This is a genomic window from Candidatus Eisenbacteria bacterium (assembly GCA_030017955.1).
GTDB lineage: Bacteria > Eisenbacteria > RBG-16-71-46 > JASEGR01 > JASEGR01 > JASEGR01.
Window position 1 is genome coordinate 1 of the sequence record JASEGR010000056.1, and the last position, 19,061, is coordinate 19,061.

At 52.9% G+C, this 19,061-nt stretch carries 17 protein-coding genes; 11 read left to right on the top strand and 6 right to left on the bottom strand.

Annotated features, from left to right (window positions below; translation table 11 throughout):
• Positions 1-203: 203 nt before the first annotated feature.
• From QME66_09545 to QME66_09555, 3 genes are all read right to left on the bottom strand, one after another.
• Positions 204-1,385, bottom strand: a complete 1,182-nt coding sequence (locus QME66_09545; GenBank protein MDI6809209.1) for an aminotransferase class I/II-fold pyridoxal phosphate-dependent enzyme — start codon at positions 1,383-1,385, stop codon at positions 204-206.
• A gap of 28 nt (positions 1,386-1,413) precedes the next feature.
• Positions 1,414-2,610 (bottom strand): MFS transporter, encoded by a 1,197-nt coding sequence (locus QME66_09550; GenBank protein ID MDI6809210.1) that lies wholly within the window; start codon positions 2,608-2,610, stop codon positions 1,414-1,416.
• An 88-nt stretch (positions 2,611-2,698) separates the two neighbouring features.
• The gene (locus tag QME66_09555) at positions 2,699-2,962 is read right to left on the bottom strand and encodes a GlsB/YeaQ/YmgE family stress response membrane protein (GenBank protein MDI6809211.1); all 264 of its coding nucleotides are present in this window, start codon (positions 2,960-2,962) and stop codon (positions 2,699-2,701) included.
• A 183-nt stretch (positions 2,963-3,145) separates the two neighbouring features.
• On the opposite strand from QME66_09555, the gene QME66_09560 reads away from it, so the two are divergent.
• The 4 genes from QME66_09560 (at position 3,146) to QME66_09575 (ending at position 9,246) form a co-directional block, all read left to right on the top strand.
• Entirely contained in the window at positions 3,146-4,057 is a 912-nt protein-coding gene (locus tag QME66_09560; GenBank protein ID MDI6809212.1) for a DUF3108 domain-containing protein, read from the top strand.
• 92 nt (positions 4,058-4,149) lie between these two features.
• The gene (locus tag QME66_09565; protein MDI6809213.1) at positions 4,150-5,112 is read left to right on the top strand and encodes a hypothetical protein; all 963 of its coding nucleotides are present in this window, start codon (positions 4,150-4,152) and stop codon (positions 5,110-5,112) included.
• Positions 5,102-6,751 carry a glycosyltransferase family 39 protein gene (locus tag QME66_09570; GenBank protein MDI6809214.1) on the top strand — a complete coding sequence of 550 codons (1,650 nt, stop codon included), beginning with the start codon at positions 5,102-5,104 and terminating at the stop codon, positions 6,749-6,751. Before QME66_09565 ends, QME66_09570 begins: the two co-directional genes overlap by 11 nt.
• Before the next feature lie 11 nt (positions 6,752-6,762).
• Positions 6,763-9,246: a hypothetical protein gene (locus QME66_09575; GenBank protein ID MDI6809215.1), complete on the top strand. Its 2,484-nt coding sequence runs from the start codon at positions 6,763-6,765 to the stop codon at positions 9,244-9,246.
• Positions 9,247-9,283: 37 nt separating this feature from the next.
• Here QME66_09575 and QME66_09580 read toward each other — a convergent pair whose 3' ends face one another.
• Positions 9,284-10,420 carry a glycosyltransferase gene (locus QME66_09580; GenBank protein MDI6809216.1) on the bottom strand — a complete coding sequence of 379 codons (1,137 nt, stop codon included), beginning with the start codon at positions 10,418-10,420 and terminating at the stop codon, positions 9,284-9,286.
• Positions 10,420-11,787: a polysaccharide deacetylase family protein gene (locus QME66_09585; protein MDI6809217.1), complete on the bottom strand. Its 1,368-nt coding sequence runs from the start codon at positions 11,785-11,787 to the stop codon at positions 10,420-10,422. The genes QME66_09580 and QME66_09585 overlap by 1 nt, the downstream gene beginning before the upstream one ends.
• Before the next feature lie 186 nt (positions 11,788-11,973).
• Here QME66_09585 and QME66_09590 point away from each other — a divergent pair, with 186 nt between their 5' ends.
• The 6 genes from QME66_09590 to QME66_09615 all read left to right on the top strand — a co-directional run bounded on the left by QME66_09590 (position 11,974) and on the right by QME66_09615 (position 17,666).
• Positions 11,974-13,524, top strand: coding sequence for a flippase (locus QME66_09590; GenBank protein MDI6809218.1), 1,551 nt, complete (start codon positions 11,974-11,976; stop codon positions 13,522-13,524).
• A gap of 152 nt (positions 13,525-13,676) precedes the next feature.
• Positions 13,677-14,684: an SDR family NAD(P)-dependent oxidoreductase gene (locus QME66_09595; protein ID MDI6809219.1), complete on the top strand. Its 1,008-nt coding sequence runs from the start codon at positions 13,677-13,679 to the stop codon at positions 14,682-14,684.
• Positions 14,684-15,313 (top strand): acetyltransferase, encoded by a 630-nt coding sequence (locus QME66_09600; protein ID MDI6809220.1) that lies wholly within the window; start codon positions 14,684-14,686, stop codon positions 15,311-15,313. The genes QME66_09595 and QME66_09600 overlap by 1 nt, the downstream gene beginning before the upstream one ends.
• Positions 15,310-16,422, top strand: a complete 1,113-nt coding sequence (locus QME66_09605) for a DegT/DnrJ/EryC1/StrS family aminotransferase (GenBank protein ID MDI6809221.1) — start codon at positions 15,310-15,312, stop codon at positions 16,420-16,422. Before QME66_09600 ends, QME66_09605 begins: the two co-directional genes overlap by 4 nt.
• Complete coding sequence (locus QME66_09610) at positions 16,419-16,820, top strand: hypothetical protein (GenBank protein ID MDI6809222.1); 402 nt, start codon at positions 16,419-16,421, stop codon at positions 16,818-16,820. Before QME66_09605 ends, QME66_09610 begins: the two co-directional genes overlap by 4 nt.
• Positions 16,821-16,847: 27 nt before the next feature.
• Positions 16,848-17,666: a glycosyltransferase family 2 protein gene (locus QME66_09615; GenBank protein MDI6809223.1), complete on the top strand. Its 819-nt coding sequence runs from the start codon at positions 16,848-16,850 to the stop codon at positions 17,664-17,666.
• Positions 17,667-17,884: 218 nt separating this feature from the next.
• Here QME66_09615 and QME66_09620 read toward each other — a convergent pair whose 3' ends face one another.
• A complete protein-coding gene (locus QME66_09620) occupies positions 17,885-18,124 on the bottom strand; it encodes a hypothetical protein (protein ID MDI6809224.1) in 240 nt (79 codons plus the stop codon).
• A gap of 38 nt (positions 18,125-18,162) precedes the next feature.
• Between QME66_09620 and QME66_09625 the strand changes: the two genes are divergently transcribed.
• Positions 18,163-18,939: a polysaccharide biosynthesis/export family protein gene (locus tag QME66_09625; protein ID MDI6809225.1), complete on the top strand. Its 777-nt coding sequence runs from the start codon at positions 18,163-18,165 to the stop codon at positions 18,937-18,939.
• The last annotated feature ends 122 nt before the right edge of the window (positions 18,940-19,061 follow it).

A 19,061-nucleotide genomic window follows, 5' to 3' on the forward strand; every position in this document is an offset into this window, starting at 1 on the left:
AAAATTCACCAATTCCAGTTCGTAATCAGGCTAACCTGCTGGTAATACATCAATTGGAAAAACTACAGATCAAATTTCGGGGAAAGTCCTGCAAAATTCAAGGACCGCTATATGAAAAGATGCCTTGAGGCAAGTTCACTTGTCGAAATAGAATTCCACTTGCATTTCCCTCGTCCGCCGCGGGAATCTCCCAGGGTAGAGCCCTAGTACCTAAACCCCGCTTTCTCCATTCTGTTGATGACTTCTTTGAGTCTTTCTTCGGTTTCGATCAGGGCGATTCGCACGTAGCCTTCGCCGTGAATGCCGAAGCCGCTTCCGGGTCCGACGACGACCCCTGTTTTCTCGATAAGGTCGTTGGCGAAAGCCTCGGACGTTTCGTACTTCCTCGGTATTTTCATCCACAGGTACATCGTGGCTTTGGGTCTTCTTATGTCCCAGCCGAGTCTTGATGCTTCGGAGACAAAGACATCCCGTCTTCTTCTGTACATGAGAGCGGTCTCTTTGATGCAATCTTTCGGCGCCTTCAGCGTTTCGATGCCCACGCGCTGAATTGCCATGAACACGCCAAAGTCCATGTTCGCCTTTATCTTGAGGAGATTCTGAACTGCCTCTCCGTTTCCAACGACGAATCCAAGTCTCCAGCCGGGCATGTTGAATGACTTGGAGAACGAGTGGAATTCGACCGAGTGCTTCTTCTCGGTATCAAACTCAAGAAAGCTCCTTGCCCGGTAACTGTCATCCAGGCTCAAATCGCAGTACGCAATATCTGAAAGAATGAATACATTGTTCTTATCTGTCCAGGCGAGAAGGTCCTTGTAGAATTCGTCGGTCTCAATTCCGCCTGTCGGATTGTGAGGATAATTGATTGTCAATAGCTTCGCTTTCTTTACGACGTCTTTGGGAAGCGCTTCCAAGTCTATGAGGAATGAGTTCTTCTCAACGATTGGCACTTCGTAGGTATCTGCCTCGGCAATCTGAGCTGCTCCGAGATATGCGGGATAGCATGGAGTCGAAAGAAGAAGTCCATCGCCCTTGCTTATGTGCGCCAGGAAAAACTTTGAAATGCCTTCCTTTGATCCGACAAGCGGCAAAACTTCGGTGGCAGGGTCGAGTTTTACATTGAACCGTTCCTTGTACCAGCCGGCTATTGCTTCTCTGAACTCGGGTAGGCCCGCGAAAGAGGGATACCTGTGGTTCTGAATCTTCGGGTCATCGAGTGCCCTGTGTAGCGAATCAACTATGTGCTTTGCCGGCCTCTGGTCAGGGTTTCCCACGCCAAGGTCGATTACATCCACGCCCTCTTTCTTCTTCCTGATTGTCGCAAGGTCGAGTTTTGCAAGAGCATAAGGCGCAAGATTCTTGAGACGGGTTGAAGGTTCAAGCATATTGCCTCCTGACGAGTAATCCTGAATGCTATGCCTTTTCGGCAGCAGTCCTACCACCACGCGTGACTATTAGGAGAAAAGTTGCCACGGAAGAGAATACCATAGCAGCAACGAAAGGTACAGATGGCCCGAATCTCTCCCACAGGAAGCCAAAGAGAACGGCTGAGGGAAGAGCGGCGAGCCCAATCGCAGTGTGATAGATTCCAAAGCCTGTGCCCCGTTTCCCTCCTGTTGTCTTGTCCGAAACAAGAGCCCTCGGCACCGTCTCGGTCACCGCACTTACAAAGCCGTAGAGGATGAACAGAAGCCAAATGTGCGCAGGATGGAAGGCAAGCACGAACCCGAGGCAAAGTAACGCATTCAGGACCAGGCCCACAATGAGAACGTTTTCCCGTCCAAGTTTGTCGGAGCTTATGCCCACCGGCATTGCCAGGGCGGCATAAACGATGTTGTAGAGAAGGTAGACAAGCGGAAGAAATCGCGCGCTGATTCCGATATCACTTGCCCTGACCATGAGAAATGCATAGCTCGGGGTCGCGAATGTGAAGACCACCATGATTGAGGTGAGGACAATCAGCCCAGCCGGCGCAGGTGAATTCGGCTTGCGCTCTGCGGCCGCCGGAGGCAAACTCTCAGCTTTTTTTTCTCTGACAGTAAAAATGAGATTGAGACATGCTAGAAGGCCGGGCACCAGAGAGAGCGCAAAAACCATCCTCATGGCATCTTTTTTCACAGACAGTATGAGGAAAGTAATGAGCGTCCCAACGACTGCGCCCATAGTGTCCATGGCCCTGTGAAATCCGAAAGACTTTCCCTGGAATTCTCCACGGGTCGCGTCGGCAATCATGGCGTCCCTTGGCGACGTGCGGATACCTTTTCCAATTCTGTCCGCAAATCTGATTCCGAGCACCTGGGGCCAGGTTTGTGCCACGGCCAGAAGGGGCTTCATCAGATTTGAGAACGCGTATCCAAATACAAGAAAAGGCTTCCTCTTTCCTGCGACATCAGAGACCCACCCGGATGCAATCTTGAGAAGGCTCGATGTAGATTCAGCAACACCCTCGATGAGACCCAGCGATACCTTTGACCCGCCCAGGACCGTTGTTATGAAAATAGGAAGGACGGGCAGAATCATCTCGGAGGAAACGTCGGTGAGAAAACTCGTTATACCGAGGGAAACAACGACCTTTGGCAGGCGGCTCGATTTCTTCGATTCCCTATCCATATTTCTTGAGAAAAATACAGGGGAGCCTCTTTAAGGCCCCCCTTGTTCCAGCTGCATACCACGCGTGGAACCCGAAGCGGAAAGCACCTCAGGTCGTCTTGGTTTCAGTAGGTGTTTCTTTCTTCTTGAAGAAGGAGACTATGTAAGTCAAAACGGCTGCCACTATTATCGCCAAGATGATGTTCATGGCCCCCATCTCCTTTGCCCAGCCGCCTCCGATCATATATCCAATGATAGCTCCAATGAAGCCGGCAATGAAACTACCCCAGATACCACCCGGCATCTTCTTCGCGATTGTTTTTATGATCCAGCCAACAACTATACCTATGATCAGAAGAACTATTATCTTCATCTCTTTATCCCTCCTTCTTCCTTGCGGATTCCACCCCTACCACACGGAACAGTCCCCGGCAGTCACCTCCTTCCCACAGAGATTTTAGTTACACGCAAAGAGGCAAGTCACAGAGAAGAAAAGCAAGATGGGGAGCACCGTCAATTTTCACCAGCAGAGCCAAACTAGCATGAGGCCATAATTTTGTCAATAGTAGTCTGGGCAAGTGTCCCCTTGTCGTTGACCATCTCAGGGACTGTGTGCAATACTACCGCCATGATTCGCGTCACTGCGGGGTCCGTCCTCCAGGCAGCTCTCACGCTTGTTGCTATTCTTCCTTTGAGTCTTTCGCCGCTTTGCTCGGGCGGGATGCTGCTGGAGGCGCAAGGCCAATCTTCCGCTCCAAGCACGGACAATCAGAAACCCCCTGAGACTCGTCTCTCTGAGAGGCCTTTCAAAGTCGGAGAGCGGCTTGAGTTCTCAATACAATACGGACCGGTACAGGCAGGTACGGCATCCCTCCAGATTAGCGACATAACTGATGTCAACGGATATCAGTGTTATCACATTTCCTCGACCGCAGAATCGAACAAGTTCTTCTCCACGTTCTTCAAGGTGCGCGACAAGGTCGAAAGCTTCATGGATGTGAATGGTCTCTTCTCTAGGCGCTTCACGAAAAATGTCAGCGAGGGTGCGTACCGTCTCCAGTACCGGGTGGATTTCGACCACGACAACCTAAAGGCAGTGTACTCGGACGGCACGACTTTTGAGATAGCTCCGAGAATTCAAGATGTCCTTTCAGCCCTGTACTATGTGAGGACACTGGATCTGAAGGTTGGAGATACTGTCGTCATCGAAAACCACACCGACAAGAAGAACTATCCGCTTCAAGTCAAGGTTTACAGGGAAGAAGAAGTCGATACGCCGGTCGGTAAATTCAGATGCCTCTTGCTGGAGCCTCTGTTGCAGGGCGGCGGCGTTTTCCAGCAGAAGGGAAGGCTGCTCGTCTGGGTGACGGATGATGCGAGAAAGGTCCCGGTCCTGATGAAGAGCAAGGTCGTCGTGGGCTCAATCTCGGCCGTGCTCAGGAAGATGAATCTGGGAAGCAAAGGGTAAGAATCGGGTGCCTTGACGAGGGCCGAAGAACGAAATTGCCAAACGCTATGATCTTAGTCTGAGTCGGAGCCCGGATATCGCGGGGACTGAAAATGTCCAGGTACGAAGAAGCTGATTTATCCCTTCTCAAAACGATTCCCATTGAAAAGAGGAAGAGCAAGGTCAGGGTTGAAGATTTCCTGAAGATTCCCGGATCCCGGGGAGCCGCACCGGCGCCCGCGGGGACACAGCTCAGCCCGGAAGCGGAAGACTCTCTTCGCCAACTTGTCAAAGCCATTTGCACCGCAAAAGCCGCCGGGAGGACAATCGGATTCATGATGGGTGGCCACGTCGTGAAGACCGGGGTTTCCCCGGCAGTCATTGAGCTCATGAAAGCCGGCTTTGTCACAGTTGCGGGCATGCCAGGCTCAACTGCCATCCATGATTTCGAAATCGCGATGTGGGGCCGGACCTCGGAGCCGGTCGAAGATGTTCTGGATTCGGGAGAGTTTGGAATGGCTTGCGAGCCCGCGCGGCTCATGAACCATGCAATAAGGAAGGGGAGGGAGAACGCGGAAGGCCTGGGAGAAGCTCTCGGGCGCTTTCTGACCGAGAACCACGCCAGATATTCGGAAAGAAGCATCCTTGCCAGTGCCTACTCGCTGGGGATCCCCGCCACAGTCCACGTGACGATCGGCGCCGATGTGATCCACATGCACCCGGAATGCGACGGCGCATCTCTGGGAGAGCTCTCGCACAGGGATTTCAAAATCTTCGTTGCTGCTCTTAAGAAGCTTGGCGGCGGCGTGCTTGTGAATATCGGCTCTGCAGTCGTCATGCCCGAAGTCTTTCTGAAAGCGGTTTCCATTCTTCGCAACCAGGGAATTGATCTGACAGAGATGGTCACTGCCAATCTCGACAGGATTGCCCATTACAGGCCGACTAAGAATGTTGTGGAGAGGCCTGTATCGAAATCCGGGAAGGGGCTCTTCATTCAGGGTGAACACGAAGTCCTCGTTCCTCTCCTTTGCTCCCGCGTCCTGGAGTATTTCTCGGAAAAACGACATGCAGGATGAAACCGAAGCCGTCCAGCCCAAAAGAGCTCCCAACGCTCTGACCGAGGCTTTCCTCTGGACAGCCCTCTCGATAGGTCTCAGGCTCCTCCTTCTTCCTCCAATGAAGTATCTATATGTTGGGTATGACGGGGCACACTTTGCGTCGATGGCAAGGGATATGGCCCGCGGGCACTTCCTCGATGCGTTGAGCGCCTACTGGCAGCCCCTGTACCCATCCCTGGTCGCTTTTGCTTCTTTCTTTGCACGGGACACGGAGCTTGCGGCGCACCTGACTTCGGTATTCTTCGGCGGTGCCCTCGTCTTTCCTTGCTTCCTCTTCGGAAACGAGCTCTTCGGCAGAAACCAGGCACGGCTCGCGTCTTTTTTTGTGATGATACATTCATCACTCCTTATGGAGTCACGTGAGGTTCTTACCGAGCCGGTCTTCTCCTTCTTCCTGACCTTGACTATCTGGTTTTTCTGGAAGGGAGCCGTGAGAAAAAATGGAGGGTTCTACCAGTTCATTGCCGGACTCTTCGGCGGTCTCAGTTATCTGGCCCGGGCCCAGGGCATTGTTGGCGTGGCTGTTCTTGCTTTCCTGCTTCTTGCCTGGAGAGAGAAGCCCTTCTCAAGAAGGCTGAAAAGCATTCTTGGATTTGCCGTTGGATTTCTGCTTCTAGCATCTCCTTACATTTTCTACCTCAAGAACGCCACTGGGCGGTTCACATTCAGCACTACGCTGTCTGCAAACGCCTTCCTTGCCGAGGCGCGTGAGAACGGCCTGGAGTCAGTGGCACAGCTTGGTCTCACGCCGGGTCAGGATGCAACGTTTGTCGATGCGTACTACTTCGGAAAAGGAGAGAAGATCGCCGATTATGGTTTAGCGGCCTTCTTCGCAAGGAATCCCGGGAGAGCACTTAAGCGGCTCGTTCACGAAGGGGCGAAGGCTCATGGCTTCCTTCCGCATTTACTGCCGCCCGTCGTCTTTCTCCTATTCTGCCTCGGAATCGTCGGCGCTCTTTACGGGGGTAAAGAAAAGAGACTGGCGGTGTGTCTTGCCTTCTTTGTCGGGGGGGCACACGTGCTGAGCTATGCCGCCGTATATGTGTACTTTGCCAGGTACCTCTCGCCGCTTCTCCCGTTCCTCCTGCTCTTTGCAGCAAGCGGCTACGAGGAAGCAGTTCGCTTTGTCGGAGAGAAGTCGGGCCGGAAGCATGCGATGAGTGGACTGATATTCATCCTCTGCGTACTCTCCCTGGGGCAGGCAGCCGTGCAAGAAACATCATTCAAACTGCATCGTTCTCCTTACGCCGCACCGCCTCTTCAGAAAGAAGCAGGCCTCTGGATACGAAACAATCTTGGACAGGGTCTGAATATCATGTCAAGAAAACCTGGGCTTGCATTCTATGCCGACGGGAAGCCCGTATCGCTGCCCATCGCAGACAGTCGGACTTCCCTCGAGTATGCAGAGAGAAGGAACGTGGATTTGATTGCAATATCGTCGTCAGACGAGATTGACGAGATGTACCTTCCGCCGGGAGCAAGAACCGGCATCCTGTCGCTCTCGAAAGCCAAGCCGCTTCCCGAGAATATCGTTTTCTTGAAATCGTGGAAGGATTCTCAGGACAGATGGCTCGACCTGTACCGGTTCTCAAAGTGAGGTAAATCGGGTTGTTTGATATCTCTGCAGCAGAGTTCGCGAGAGGTCTCGGCGCATTTGTTCTCTTATTTCTTTTTCCGGGCTGGCTTCTCCTCAGGCTCCTGCTGAGAAAAGTCTCTGCCTGGCACGAAGTCTTGCCGGCAGCGTTTGCAGGGAGTCTTTTCCTATATCTCCCGACGATTCTGTTGGGAAAGAGCGGTGGAAGCGGGCTTCTTCTTTCCGGGATTTTTCTCGCTGCCGTCAGCCTTGTGCTTCTTTTTCTCAACATCTTTTCCCGGCCCCGGCGAGCCGGTTCAGAAACCTCGTTCCCTTCCAGCGCCAACTTCTTCAATGCGGAGAGCATCTTCCTGGCCGTTTTCCTTCTGATAATTATCTTTTCGATGCTCCGCGAGAAGGGGACGTTCGGAGTTACCCATGACTCACTGGATCACGTGAGTGCGGTCAGGGAGATTGTTGAAACCGGCGCAGTTTTCCCAAGAACCACGTTCTACGCCCAGGGAGATGGGGAGGGGCTTGATCCAAGGAAGGGAATCTTCCAGCCTGCTCTTGCCCTGGTCTCAGTAGTGTCGGGCGTCAACCCCGTCAGGATGTGGATATTCCTGCCGATTCTCCTGGCTCCGCTCCTCGTTCTTTCCTTCTACTCGTTTTCAAAGGAAATGCTCGGGGGGAAGTTGATCTCCGCGCTGTGTCTCGTCTTGTTCTTCTTCTGCTTCGCCGGCTCAGGAGTGAAGTGGCTGAGGATGTCGGCTTACGGAAACAGGGTTGCAGAGGGGGCGGTGTGGATTGCCCTGGCCTATCTCATCAGATACGTACGCGAAGGGAATGCAAGAACGCTTGCATTTTCAGTTCTCAGTTCCCTTGCAGCCGTATCGGTTCACATATTTTCGGTGCTATATCTTGGAATTGCAGGCGGCGGCTACCTTATTTTCCTCTTGTTCTACCGGGGCAGCGACAGACAAGAAGCCGTCAGGCGAATCCTGCACTGCGTCGGCCTTTTCGTTCTCACAATTCTCCCTCTTGCCATTTTTAGAGTCGCAGGATTCGGACCGGCGCTCAATCCCATTCACACTCATGAGCAGGGACTTCTTTATTTCACCAGGAATTTCTACATAATAAACCCGTTCGCCGCCCCCGAGGGGAGTGTGTGGACAACGCTGGTCTCGATTCTGCTCGTCCCGATCGTTTTCAGAATGGCCATGAGGACATCTTCGCGGGTATTCATCCTGAGCTCCACAGTCGTTCCGGTTCTATTCGCTCTTAATCCTCTTGTCGTTCCGGTTCTCGCGCCCAGGATTGGCTATCTTGTCCAGAGGTTCATCTATGTCATCCCATACCTGCAGATTATGTCTCTTTTTGTTTGGGAGGCGCTGCCGTTGATCAGACTTCCCGGAAGGATACTCTTCAAGGCCTATTCGGTATTCGTATTCCTTGTTCTGCTCTTCTTTCTGAATGGAAGTGTCTCATCAACCATCTCTTCATATTCCGGCAGCATCCTGGCTTCAGAGGAAAAGGAAACACCTGTGCCGTGGGTTGGTGCGCTCCGGTTTCTGGATACATCGATTCCCGAACCGTCAGTGGTTCTCTCTGATCCGGTGACAAGTTATTCAATCACGGGGCTCACGAAGCACAGGACCGTCGCGGTATTGCACCAGCACTCGTCACCGGGAGATGCTCTCGCGGTTGAGAGGCTTGATGACGTGAATGATGTGCTCAGTCCCTTCGTTCCAATGGGGGAGACTCTCGGCTTGCTCGAAAAGTATGGAGTAAAGTTTGTGCTCCTCAACCAAACCTTTGATAAGCCGGTTTTCGTCTATCGCGGAATCATTGACCCAAGATTCTATGAAAGACAGGGCGGGAAGTTCGACCGTTTCCCTCAGTTCTTCAGGAAGTTGATTTCGGAAAAAGGCGTCGTGATCTATGAGGTCAAAGGAACGGACACCAGGCAGGCAGTTCCGGGGGAACCAGAGGCGGTTCCTCTGGTCCTGGAAGTACTCCCCGGCAACGTAAGCAGGCCCGAAGAGCCCGTTCTCAACTATGGCATATCATACTTGGGCGCGAGCTTTCCGGATAAGGCCGGAAGAGGGGCTGCATTTGAGATGAACTGCTACTGGGAAAGAGTTTCCAATGTTCAAACCGATCTCCCTCTCTACGTCTTTGTAAGATTCGACACGGAGTTCAGGAAGGGTGCCCTGTACAGGCAGTCCTACGGGAAACTCTACAGGAAACTGCTTGAGAGGAAACTGGGACGCCTGTTCAGATTCAGGGAAGACCACATTCCGGTCAGCGGAATGTTCCCGCCAAAGAGGTGGCCTCTTGGGAAGATAGTTGTCGACAATTTCTCAGTGAACGTTCCGAAAACGCTGGCTCCGGGCTTATACGATATGAAAGTAAAACTGAGTGCCGAGCCGGTGCTCCCCAATCTGCCGCTCAAGGATTTGTTTGTGGAGGAGGATTATTTTTCGGGCGCAAAGACGGGGGTCATCCTTATCGAGTAGGAAGATAGGGATGGGCAGAGGGAAATACGCCGCGGTCTCAAGATCCTTGTTTCTTTTGAGCAAGAAGCTCTCTGTATGACTGTGCAGTCTTTCCGGCGACGGCTTCGAAGCTGAACCCCCGTTCGATTCTTTTTCTTGCCTGCCGGCCCATCTCCCGTGCAAGGGAATCATCCCTGAGAAGGACGAGAATTTTTTCGGCAAGGCTGTCTGAGTCTTCTTTTTGAACCAGGAATCCGGTAACGCCATCTATTACAATATCCTCATTTCCTCCCACCCTTGTTGCAACAATCGGTTTCCCGCAGGCCGACGCTTCGAGCAAAGACAGCGGAAGCCCCTCCCTCAAAGAGGAAAGAACGAAAATATCCATCATTCGAACCAGTTCCGGAACTTCGTTTCTTTCACCAAAGAAACGAACCTTGTCCGAGATTCCCAGCTCTGCGGCATAATTCGTGAGCTTCTCCATTAATGGTCCGTCTCCAACAATCAAGGCTCTTGAACCCGGATACTCCTTCATGACCTTCTGAGATGCTCTGAGAAAGAACTCCATTCCCTTTGCCGGGACAAGTCTCGCGACCGTGCCAAACGCCTTTGTCGTGTCAACCCCGAGGGATTCTTTCAGAGCTGTGGGCATAGGCTTGGGTTGAAATATGGTCGTGTCCACCCCGTTGGGAATCACGAGAAGTTTCTTCTCCGGCAGACCTTCCACTCTGATTCTGTTTTCGACAACGGCGGTACAGGTGGCATGATAGCGGTCGGTGAACGGGATTAGCATTTTCTCAAGAAGGATGTGCCTTCTCTTCTTCCACGGGGTCAGCGTATGCTCTGTCGTCACGACGACGGGCACCTGCGCCATCGTTCCTGCTATTCTGCCCAGGATGCCCGCCTGATACAGATGAGTGTGAATTACATCGATGTTCTTCTCCCTGAGAAGTGAGATGAGGCGAAGAAGGCCGGGGACAAAGTACCTCATCCTGAAGCCGATATTCCTCACCTCTATTCCATGGGACTCGAGCTCATCGGCGAGCGTTCCCCTTCTGGAGACTGTTGCGATAGTTACGTCAAAACCGAGCGAAGAAAGAGACGTGGCGAGTCCGACGAGATTTTTTTCTGCACCCCCAACGTCAAGCGCCCCGATAATGTGAAGAACAGAAATCTTTTCTTTGTTCCCTTTCACTACTCATAACTCCCTGTTCGAGATGCCGCCTTCTTCTGCAGCTTCACCGCGAGCCGCCTGAGAAAACCGACCCTGTTGACGAGAAACAGGAGGGGATAAAAAAAACAGTTGCCTCTGAATACTTCAACAACAGCGACGAATCCCAGGAAGTCCCAAATGAGTGATTTTTTTCCGGTGTACATTGGGCCCCCCGAAATTCTCGTGAAGGTTGAAGCTTTGCCGAAAGGAATATTCCTTTCGCCTTTTCCGGCAGTTGCGAGATATCCTGCATCGTTCAAGGCAATCCTTATCGAGTTCTCATTTTTCCCGCCGCCGGGCCAGGCCAGAAAATTGACGCTCGCATTGAGTTTCGATGATATGATCTGCCTGCTTCCGGCAAGTTCTCCCCTTAGCCTTTCGTTTCTCTCACTCTCTGTTTCGAGCCTTCCCGGCGGGACAGACACCGCGATCTCCTGCGAATGCTTGGTCAGGTCCTCCTTCCACCCCGGCTTTGAGAAAAACGCCGTTCCTCCGTTGCGCTCCACAAATGAGACAATCTCCGCGGAGAAGGAGGGATTTTCGATGAAACGAGTCACTTCGAGGGCTTTGCCGTGAGAGAAAACAGGGGTTCCGAATGGAGCGGGCGTCACGGGATAAGAAGTCAGCCAATAAGGTTTGTGCTCCGGGAAGTAGTTCCAATCAAGCCAAAAGTAGCAATCGTTCGGATGATGGAAATCAACGATCCTGTCGCTCGAAAAAAGCCAGGTATGGCTCGATGCGTGCGATTGGAAATCGAACACTCCGCTCTTGGCCATGGTTTCGATTTCTTGCCAGGAGAGGTAACCCTTCGACTCAATCCGCGTGCTCCCACGACCTTCGCCGTGCCGTGCTGTCGGCCTTACTCCAGCCTTTGGATCAATGAAGTCCGTGGAGAGAAAGACAGTTCCTTTAAGGCCAAGCCGCTTGAGGATAGGGAAGGCATAGACCCAGTTGTCAAGAAAGCCGTCGTCAAAGGTGATTACCACCGACTTCTCTTCAAGGATCTTCCTTCCGAGTATGTGATCATGCAGCTGATCAAGGGTAATTGCTCTGAATCCGCGACGCTTGAGGTATGCCATCTGTGTCTCAAAGGTCCTGACGGGGCATGAAAGGTGCGCCCAGGCAGGATTCAGGCATTCATCGTTGATGCTGTGGTAATAGAGAACCGGAACCGCCTGGGGAGTGAGATTAAGCATGAAGATTCGGGCAGCGATAGTAGCAGCTAGAACCGCCGCGGGGACCAGTATGTACCGGACGTCGATCGGCAGATCTCTGGCGATTCTACCCGATGCGAAAAGCGAAAGAAACACAGCGATAACGAGAATCACCCAGAACAGAAAATTCTTCAACAGACAAGCCCGCTCGGACAGTCTCAGGGAGACGCCTCCTTCCTTGGGCCCTATTCTAGCGACACGGGGGAGAGTTGTCCACTGTGAGCCGGTGAGCCCGGTCGGCGCGGCTGCCTGAAAGAGAAATCTCTGTGACCCACACGCATCTTGGCCGATTAAATTGCATTGTGGTAAAGCTTTGTTATAATGACGGTCTTCACAATTAACAACTCGCCCGGAAACGGCTGGCTCTCGAAAGAAAGGGAATATTTGGACCCCTTGAAACAGTCCGGATTGGCAAAGGAGACGATCGCAAAATCGCTGAGTATCGTAATGATTCTTGCCTTTGCCCAGCGGCTCATCGGGATCGTCAAAGCCATTCTTTTTGCGAGGCTCCTCGGCCCGCACAACTACGGCATCTACGGGCTTGCCTTCAACTCCATAAACCTGATTGTCACATTTTGCGGACTGGGAATTCCCTCATCATACATCCGCTATGTCACCGTATATGAGGAGCAGGGTTCACTAAAGGACTTCCTCGCGAAGACAATAAGAATCGGTCTCGGCGTTTCTTTTCTTGTCGGTCTCTGTTTCTTCATCTTCTCCGGAACAGTTTCCCGTCTTATCTACGGCGATCCCCGGGAGAAAAATGTCATTATGTGGATTGGCCTTGTAGTCGTTCCGCTGGTTCTGGCTCCGTACATCAGCTCCGCTTTTTCAGGACTCAGGGTATTCAAACGGACTGCGGTTCTCGAACTCTCACATATGGTTCTCTTCTGCTTGATTGGGGTCCCTCTTGTCCTTTTGATCGGCAGGCGCGTTGAATCGGTCATGGCCGGCGAGTTCATCGCGATCTCTCTTGTCGTTGCCTTCTTCTCAAGGAGTCTTTTCAAGAGTCTTTCGGCTCAGAATCTTCCTGTGGAAGAAAAGGGATTCCATCGGAAGATTCTCAGGTTCTCGGTCTGGTTTGTAGTCATTCCTTTCGAGCTTATGCTTTTCAACTACATGGACAGGTGGTTCATTAACCACAAGCTCGGCTCCGATCAGGTGGGCATCTACACCGTGGCCGCAGGATTCACCGAGCTTGCCTTGATGGTTGGGATAGTGATCGGCAGGGTTCTTGCCCCGCACCTGAGTCATGCATGGGAAAAAGGCGAGAAAGAGAAGGCAATGAGAACGATGAATCTTGCCATGAGACTCTCTCTCATGGGACTGTTCAATATCGCGGTGCTGCTTCATGTGCTTAGTCCGATTCTTATCAGGCTTCTTTTCGGAACTGCGTATGCCGGGGCTGCTCAAGTCATCGCTGTTCTTCTCATCTATCAGATTCTCAAGAGTCTCTACTGGATAGTAAGCATCTATCCGTCCCTCATAGAAAAGACCAGACTCCCTCTCCTTTCCGTGACTATAGGTGTCATTCTCAACGGGTTCTTGAACTACCTGCTCATTCCAAGAATCGGAATTCTTGGTGCAGCGATCGCCGGCTCAGGCGCCTTTCTCGTTCTGATTGCTTTGTTTCTCTTCCACTGCTCACAGAGAGGCCTGATTGTTGAGTCGAGATCGATCCTGTGCATAATTTTTGTTCCACTTCTGGCATTGCGGAACGATATTGCTCTTGTAGGAATATGCGTGGCTCTTCTGACTATATCGTTCTTCACCCCTCTCGTGTTTACGGCGGGAGAAAAGAAACTTCTCAGAGAGAAACTCTCGTTCCCGTGGTGGAGGGCGCCTGGCGAGCCGCCGGTCGACGTGTCATGACAGGACTATTTCATGCTGCGGCACCGGCCGTGAGTTTGACGCCATAAATACATGCTGTTATAATATCGTCTAAGTCGATATTTATCACAACATTCTTATCACTCGTCTCTGCGTCGGGTGCCGGCGCCGGGACAGACAAGAGAGATCGATCTATGCGTTCAATTTCAGGCAAGACCGTATTGGTAACCGGCGGGACGGGGTCCTTTGGCCGCTACGTGGTGCGGCGGCTGTTGTCCGAGGACATCAAGGAAATCCGTGTTTTCAGCCGTGACGAGAAGAAGCAGTTCGACATGTACCACAAGTTTTCGTGCGATCCGAAACTCGCTTTTCATCTTGGAGACATCAGAAACTTCCGGTCTGTGAGAGAAGTCATGGCGGGGGTGGACATGGTCTTCCAGGCGGCGGCACTGAAGCAGGTGCCCAACTGCGAACGGTTTCCGGTGGAGGCGATCGACACTAACGTGACTGGCGCGCGAAACGTCATTGATGCCGCAATGGATGCAAGGGTCGGCTGTGTGATCTGCATAGGAACCGACAAGGCGGTGCAGCCGGTGAACGTGATGGGTATGACGAAAGCGCTCCAGGAGAAAATCGTAGTGAGCGCAAACGAATCGCCGCGAAACAGGGGAACGCGGTTTGTGGGCGTCCGGTACGGCAATGTTCTGAATTCACGCGGCTCGGTCGTTCCTTTTTTCAGGGCGCTCATTCAGAAGAAACTGCCGCTCACAATCACAAGCGTCGAGATGACACGCTTTCTCCTTACGCTCAACGAGGCGGTGGAATTGGTCCTGTATGCGGCTGAAAACGCCGCCGGGGGGGAGATCTTTGTAAAGCGTGCCGAGTCGGCGCAGATTCTTGACATTGCGCGTGCAGTCTGTGATATCGCCGGTGTGAAGCTGAACTACAAAGTTATCGGCACGTACCCCGGTGAAAAGATCCATGAGATTCTTGTCTCCGAGGAAGAAAGAACCAGGTGCGAGGAACGGGATGAATACGTCCTCATTTATCCGTGGAAGCAGACGCCGTCCCGCAAGAAGGCGGTTTCCGAGTACTGTTCGAGAGACACTCTGGTTTCACTGGCCAAGGTCAGGGCGATGATCGAGGCGGCGGATAGGGAGGCCGAAGGAGTGGAGTTCGAAGAAGGATTCTACACCCGTTGATGACGCGCAAGATCTTCGTGCTGGGAGCGGGCGGCACCGGACGCTCCATTATGGGTTCGATCCCCGAGGATCAGGACGCTGTCTTTCTTGACGATCACATCGCCCCCGGCAGAATCAACAACAGGGACCATTTGGGTCCGCTCTCGATTCTGGATGGGGTCGCGGATGCCCTCGTCATTGTCGGTTTTGGCTGCACGTACATGGAGGCGAGGAAGGAAACGTTTCTGAGACTGTCCAGGAAATTCGGTATGGCAACGGTCATTGATCCTTCGTCCTCAGTGGATAGATCGGCAACGATCGGCGATGGAACGTGGCTCGGACCGAACACTACCGTCATGCCGAACGCAACTGTCGGGAAGGACATTGTGGTCTGCGCAAATGCGTCGATCGACCATGACTGCAAGGTTGGAGATCACGCGTACATCTCGCCCGGTGTGCATCTGGCAGGAGCAGCAAAAATGGGCGAAGGGGTGTTCATTGGGACCGGCGCGAATATTCTTCCATGTGTGGAGATTGGTGAATGGGCCACCGTGGGCGCAGGAGCAGTGGTGACACGAAATGTCGAGCCCAGGTGCACAGTCGCCGGCGTCCCCGCAAGAGTAGCCAAGAAGGGAGAAGTGACAAAGTGACAGAGTTCAGAATTCCCATAATGAAACCGACACTACCGCCATTCGAGTCTGTGAAAGACGATTTCGAAAGAATATTTTCGACCTGTCAGCTTACCCTGGGGCCATACGTCGTCCAATTCGAGCTCAAGGCAGCGCAGTATCTTGGAGTGAAGCATGCGATCGGCGCACCAAGCGGAACCTCGGGCTTGATTGTTCTCTTCAGCGTCCTGCCGCGGGGCAGCGAAGTCATCCTTCCTGCGTACACGTTTTCGGCGACGTACCAGGCGCTCCGGTGGAACTCGCTGAAGGCAGTCCCGGTGGACTGTGACGACCGGTGCAACGTCGACCCTGACGAGGTCAGAAAGGCGATTACGCCGCGCACAAAGGCGATTGTGGCTGTTCATGTTTTCGGCCATCCGCCGGAGATCGATGAACTTGAATCGATCGCAAAGAAAGCGAACATCCCCCTTTATTTCGATGCCGCGCATGCGTTTGGCGGCGAGTGGAAGGGCAGGAAACTCGGAGGTTTTGGCGCTGCCGAGGTCTTCAGCCTCGGACCGACAAAGACGATGCCGACCGGCGAGGGAGGTTTGATCACGACGAATGACGACGCGCTCGCCGAGCGTATGAGGCTTGCGTGCAACCACGGTCACCCGCCGGGTTCCCTTGATTGCTTCTGCGACGGCATGAATGCGCGGCTCCAAGAGATTAATGCCGTTATCGGCGTAAGGCTGCTCGACACCCTGGAAAAGTGGATTGCTCGCCGCAACGAGCTTGCCGATCTCTACGAGCGGCTGCTTGCCGGCATTCCAGGTATCTCGTGGACGACTCGTGCGTCCTACGTCCGCAGCACGGTCAAGGATTATGCGATTTTCGTCGATCCGTCGAAGTACGGAAAGGACCGTGACAGACTTGCGGATGAGCTTGAAGCACGCGGCATCATGACTAAGAAGTACTACTGGCCGCCCATTCACCGTCTCGCGTACGCGCTGGAAGAGTTCAAGAATGTCCATTGCCCGAAGACGGAGCTTCTCTCGTCCCGGACTCTCTCGCTTCCTCTCTATTCGCATATGCCGATTGACTACGTGAAGGAAGTCGCTGCAGCCATCAAGGAGATTCAGCGCATTTGAATCTGGAAGAGCTCATCAAGCGTCCCGCGCGCCATACAGATGTTCGCGGATGGGTCTACGAGGTATTGCGTCCCGAGGATGTGACGAAGGAACGGTTCGCACAGATATTCGTGACCGGTGCGCTTCCGGAGAAAACGAAAGGAAACCACTATCACCGCCGGAAGACTGAATGGTTTTCCGTGGTCCACGGCAAAGGCGAAATGACTTTGACGAATGTCGATACCGGAGAAATCTCAACCGTGATGATGAGCGCGGACGAACCGCTCGTGCTGAAGGTCATTCCGGGCCTTGCACATGCCCTCAAGAATGTTGACGATGTGCCGCTCATCGCCATCGTGTATGTGGACGAGCCGTTCAATCCGAACGATACCGACACATTCGATCATGCCGCCCGCTGATTGCGGCAGGAAGGACGAGCACACACAATGAAAAATCGACCGCGCAGGGTTGTGATCACGCCGATCTACAACGAGTCGCGCGTGCTCGCGGATATACTTGCGCTGATTGAAAAGGAAGCCGACCTCGTCATTGCAGTTGATGATTGCTCGACTGATGATACTCCGCGAATACTCTCGCAGTGGCGTGACGGGAACGACAGGGCTATAGTGATCAGGAGCAAGAAGAACGGCGGCGCCTCGGTCGCTCTCAGAAAAGGGTATGCGCTCGTTGACCACTTTCATGCAACAGGCGCTCTTGAGGGCGATGACCTTGTAGTCGAGATCGATTCCGACGGCCAACACGACCCCAAGTATATCCGCGAATTGTGTGATCTCTTCGAATCCTATGGCGGGAAAATCGATGTCGTCCTCGGACGGCGCGATTTCAGCGTGTATCCGCTGTACAAGGTGCTGGGAAACAAAGGGCTCACGATCGCGGCAAGCATTCTTGGAGGCTTCCTCTACAAGGACGTTGAATCGAATTTTCGTGCAATGCGCGTGTCGTCATTCCGCGAGCTTCTTAAGTGGTATGGCGGATACAAGTACAGCGGTGCATTCGAAGTCGGCATCATTCTGGCGCATCTGGGTTACAGAACAGACAATAATCATATTATCGAAGTACCGACCTACAGGCACGGCGCCGGCTTCATGGACGGCTTCCATGTCCTCTCCATGGGAATCATTGCACGCTGGAGGCTTCTTATCAGGCGGGAAATACCCGACAATCAATCATTCCGGGAGCAAATGCTGGCGGAACTCACAGCACCGCCGTGGTATCCCGGCGGGAAGGCGCCCGCACCAAAGTGAGCGCCGGCGAGGCCGGATCGAGCGCTGCCGCAGGTTCAGTTGACAGGAAAGGAAGGTTTCTGATAGAATTATCCAGGTAATTCGGAGACAGGTCTCACAGGCACCAAGACCGCAAGGAGAAATCCCAGAACAGCTTGCTAAGGGTAGGAACACTCTCGGAATTGCCGGGGGCACTTGAGAACTGAGCCTTGACCGGCTGGGAGCAGACGGTAATCCTGTCAGGCGGTAGAGACCTTGGCGAGCATCTGGACAAGATTTTTCTTTAGCTCTGAAGCCCGGACTGCTATTCTGAGAGACCAGGAGAGGGTTAGCCAATCCACCTTCTTCCCGGTCTCTTTTTGTTTCTCTTGGACTCCGTGAGCCAGGTCGCCGGACAGAGTCGCGTGCGGAGTCAGGACGACTGGCTGTCTGAAAGGCCGGAGGAAGAAGGGGTGGATCACGAAGAGTTCATCTGGCACTCAGTTATTCCGGGTGTTATGAATCCGGAGGGACCGGCTTGATCAGGGAGAAGCACAGGCCCGTTATGTCGCGAACGACAGTTTTTGCGCTTAGCTTTGCCTTTTTCCTTTTATCATGTGCAGCGCAGGAATACGCCTTCAAGGGGAGGCCTGAAGTTCCGGGAATACCGGACCGTTCATTAGCTGATTCCCTGAACATTGCAGATGGCAGGATGCCCGAGTACAGAATCGGAATCGGCGACAAGATGGAAGTCGATTTTCTCTACAACAAGGATCTCAACAGGTATGTGAAAGTCAGGCCGGACGGGAGAATCTCGCTTCCATACGTGGGTGATGTGGATGCAGAGGGTATGACTCCGACCGGGCTTGACTCGCTGCTCACAATGAAATTCAGAGAGATTCTTGCCTCCCCGGAGATTGCAGTCATTGTGACGGAAACGGAGGGTAATAACATCTATGTTCTCGGAGAGGTCAGATTCCCGGGCGCGATTGAGATCAAGACCAGGATGACCCTTCTTGAGGCAATAACTGTCGCAGGCGGTTTTCTCCCAACCGGGAACTTGAAAAGTGTCATTGTCATCAGCAAAAGGAGCGAGACTGAAGCGACAGCAACGAAGGTCAATGTCAGGCGTATTCTTGACAAAGGGAAGTACGGTGACGATATCCTGCTGGCCAGATACGATATCGTCTATGTTCCAAGCAGCTTCATCAATAACGTAGATATCTTTGTTGACCAGTTTTTCACCAAGACCGTGTACAACATGGGGATTGGTCTCATGGGCTGGCAGAATTTCATTCGCGAAAGGGTATACTAGTGTGCCGTCCCAGAAATAACGTTACGAAATGCAGGGCGTTTCATAAGGCACACTGCCAGGGGGTATAAGGGGGTCGTGGCCGACCCCCTTAAGGGGTGACAGCGTAGGGATGCGACGAGTAG

Excerpts from the sequence above, each read along its gene's own strand:
- QME66_09545 (MDI6809209.1), bottom strand. The coding sequence starts at position 1,385 with ATGCTTGAACCTTCAACCCGTCTCAAGAATCTTGCGCCTTATGCTCTT.
- QME66_09550 (MDI6809210.1), bottom strand. The coding sequence starts at position 2,610 with ATGGATAGGGAATCGAAGAAATCGAGCCGCCTGCCAAAGGTCGTTGTT.
- QME66_09555 (MDI6809211.1), bottom strand. The coding sequence starts at position 2,962 with ATGAAGATAATAGTTCTTCTGATCATAGGTATAGTTGTTGGCTGGATC.
- QME66_09565 (MDI6809213.1), top strand. The coding sequence starts at position 4,150 with ATGTCCAGGTACGAAGAAGCTGATTTATCCCTTCTCAAAACGATTCCC.
- QME66_09570 (MDI6809214.1), top strand. The coding sequence starts at position 5,102 with ATGCAGGATGAAACCGAAGCCGTCCAGCCCAAAAGAGCTCCCAACGCT.
- QME66_09590 (MDI6809218.1), top strand. The coding sequence starts at position 11,974 with ATGACGGTCTTCACAATTAACAACTCGCCCGGAAACGGCTGGCTCTCG.
- QME66_09595 (MDI6809219.1), top strand. The coding sequence starts at position 13,677 with ATGCGTTCAATTTCAGGCAAGACCGTATTGGTAACCGGCGGGACGGGG.
- QME66_09600 (MDI6809220.1), top strand. The coding sequence starts at position 14,684 with ATGACGCGCAAGATCTTCGTGCTGGGAGCGGGCGGCACCGGACGCTCC.
- QME66_09615 (MDI6809223.1), top strand. The coding sequence starts at position 16,848 with ATGAAAAATCGACCGCGCAGGGTTGTGATCACGCCGATCTACAACGAG.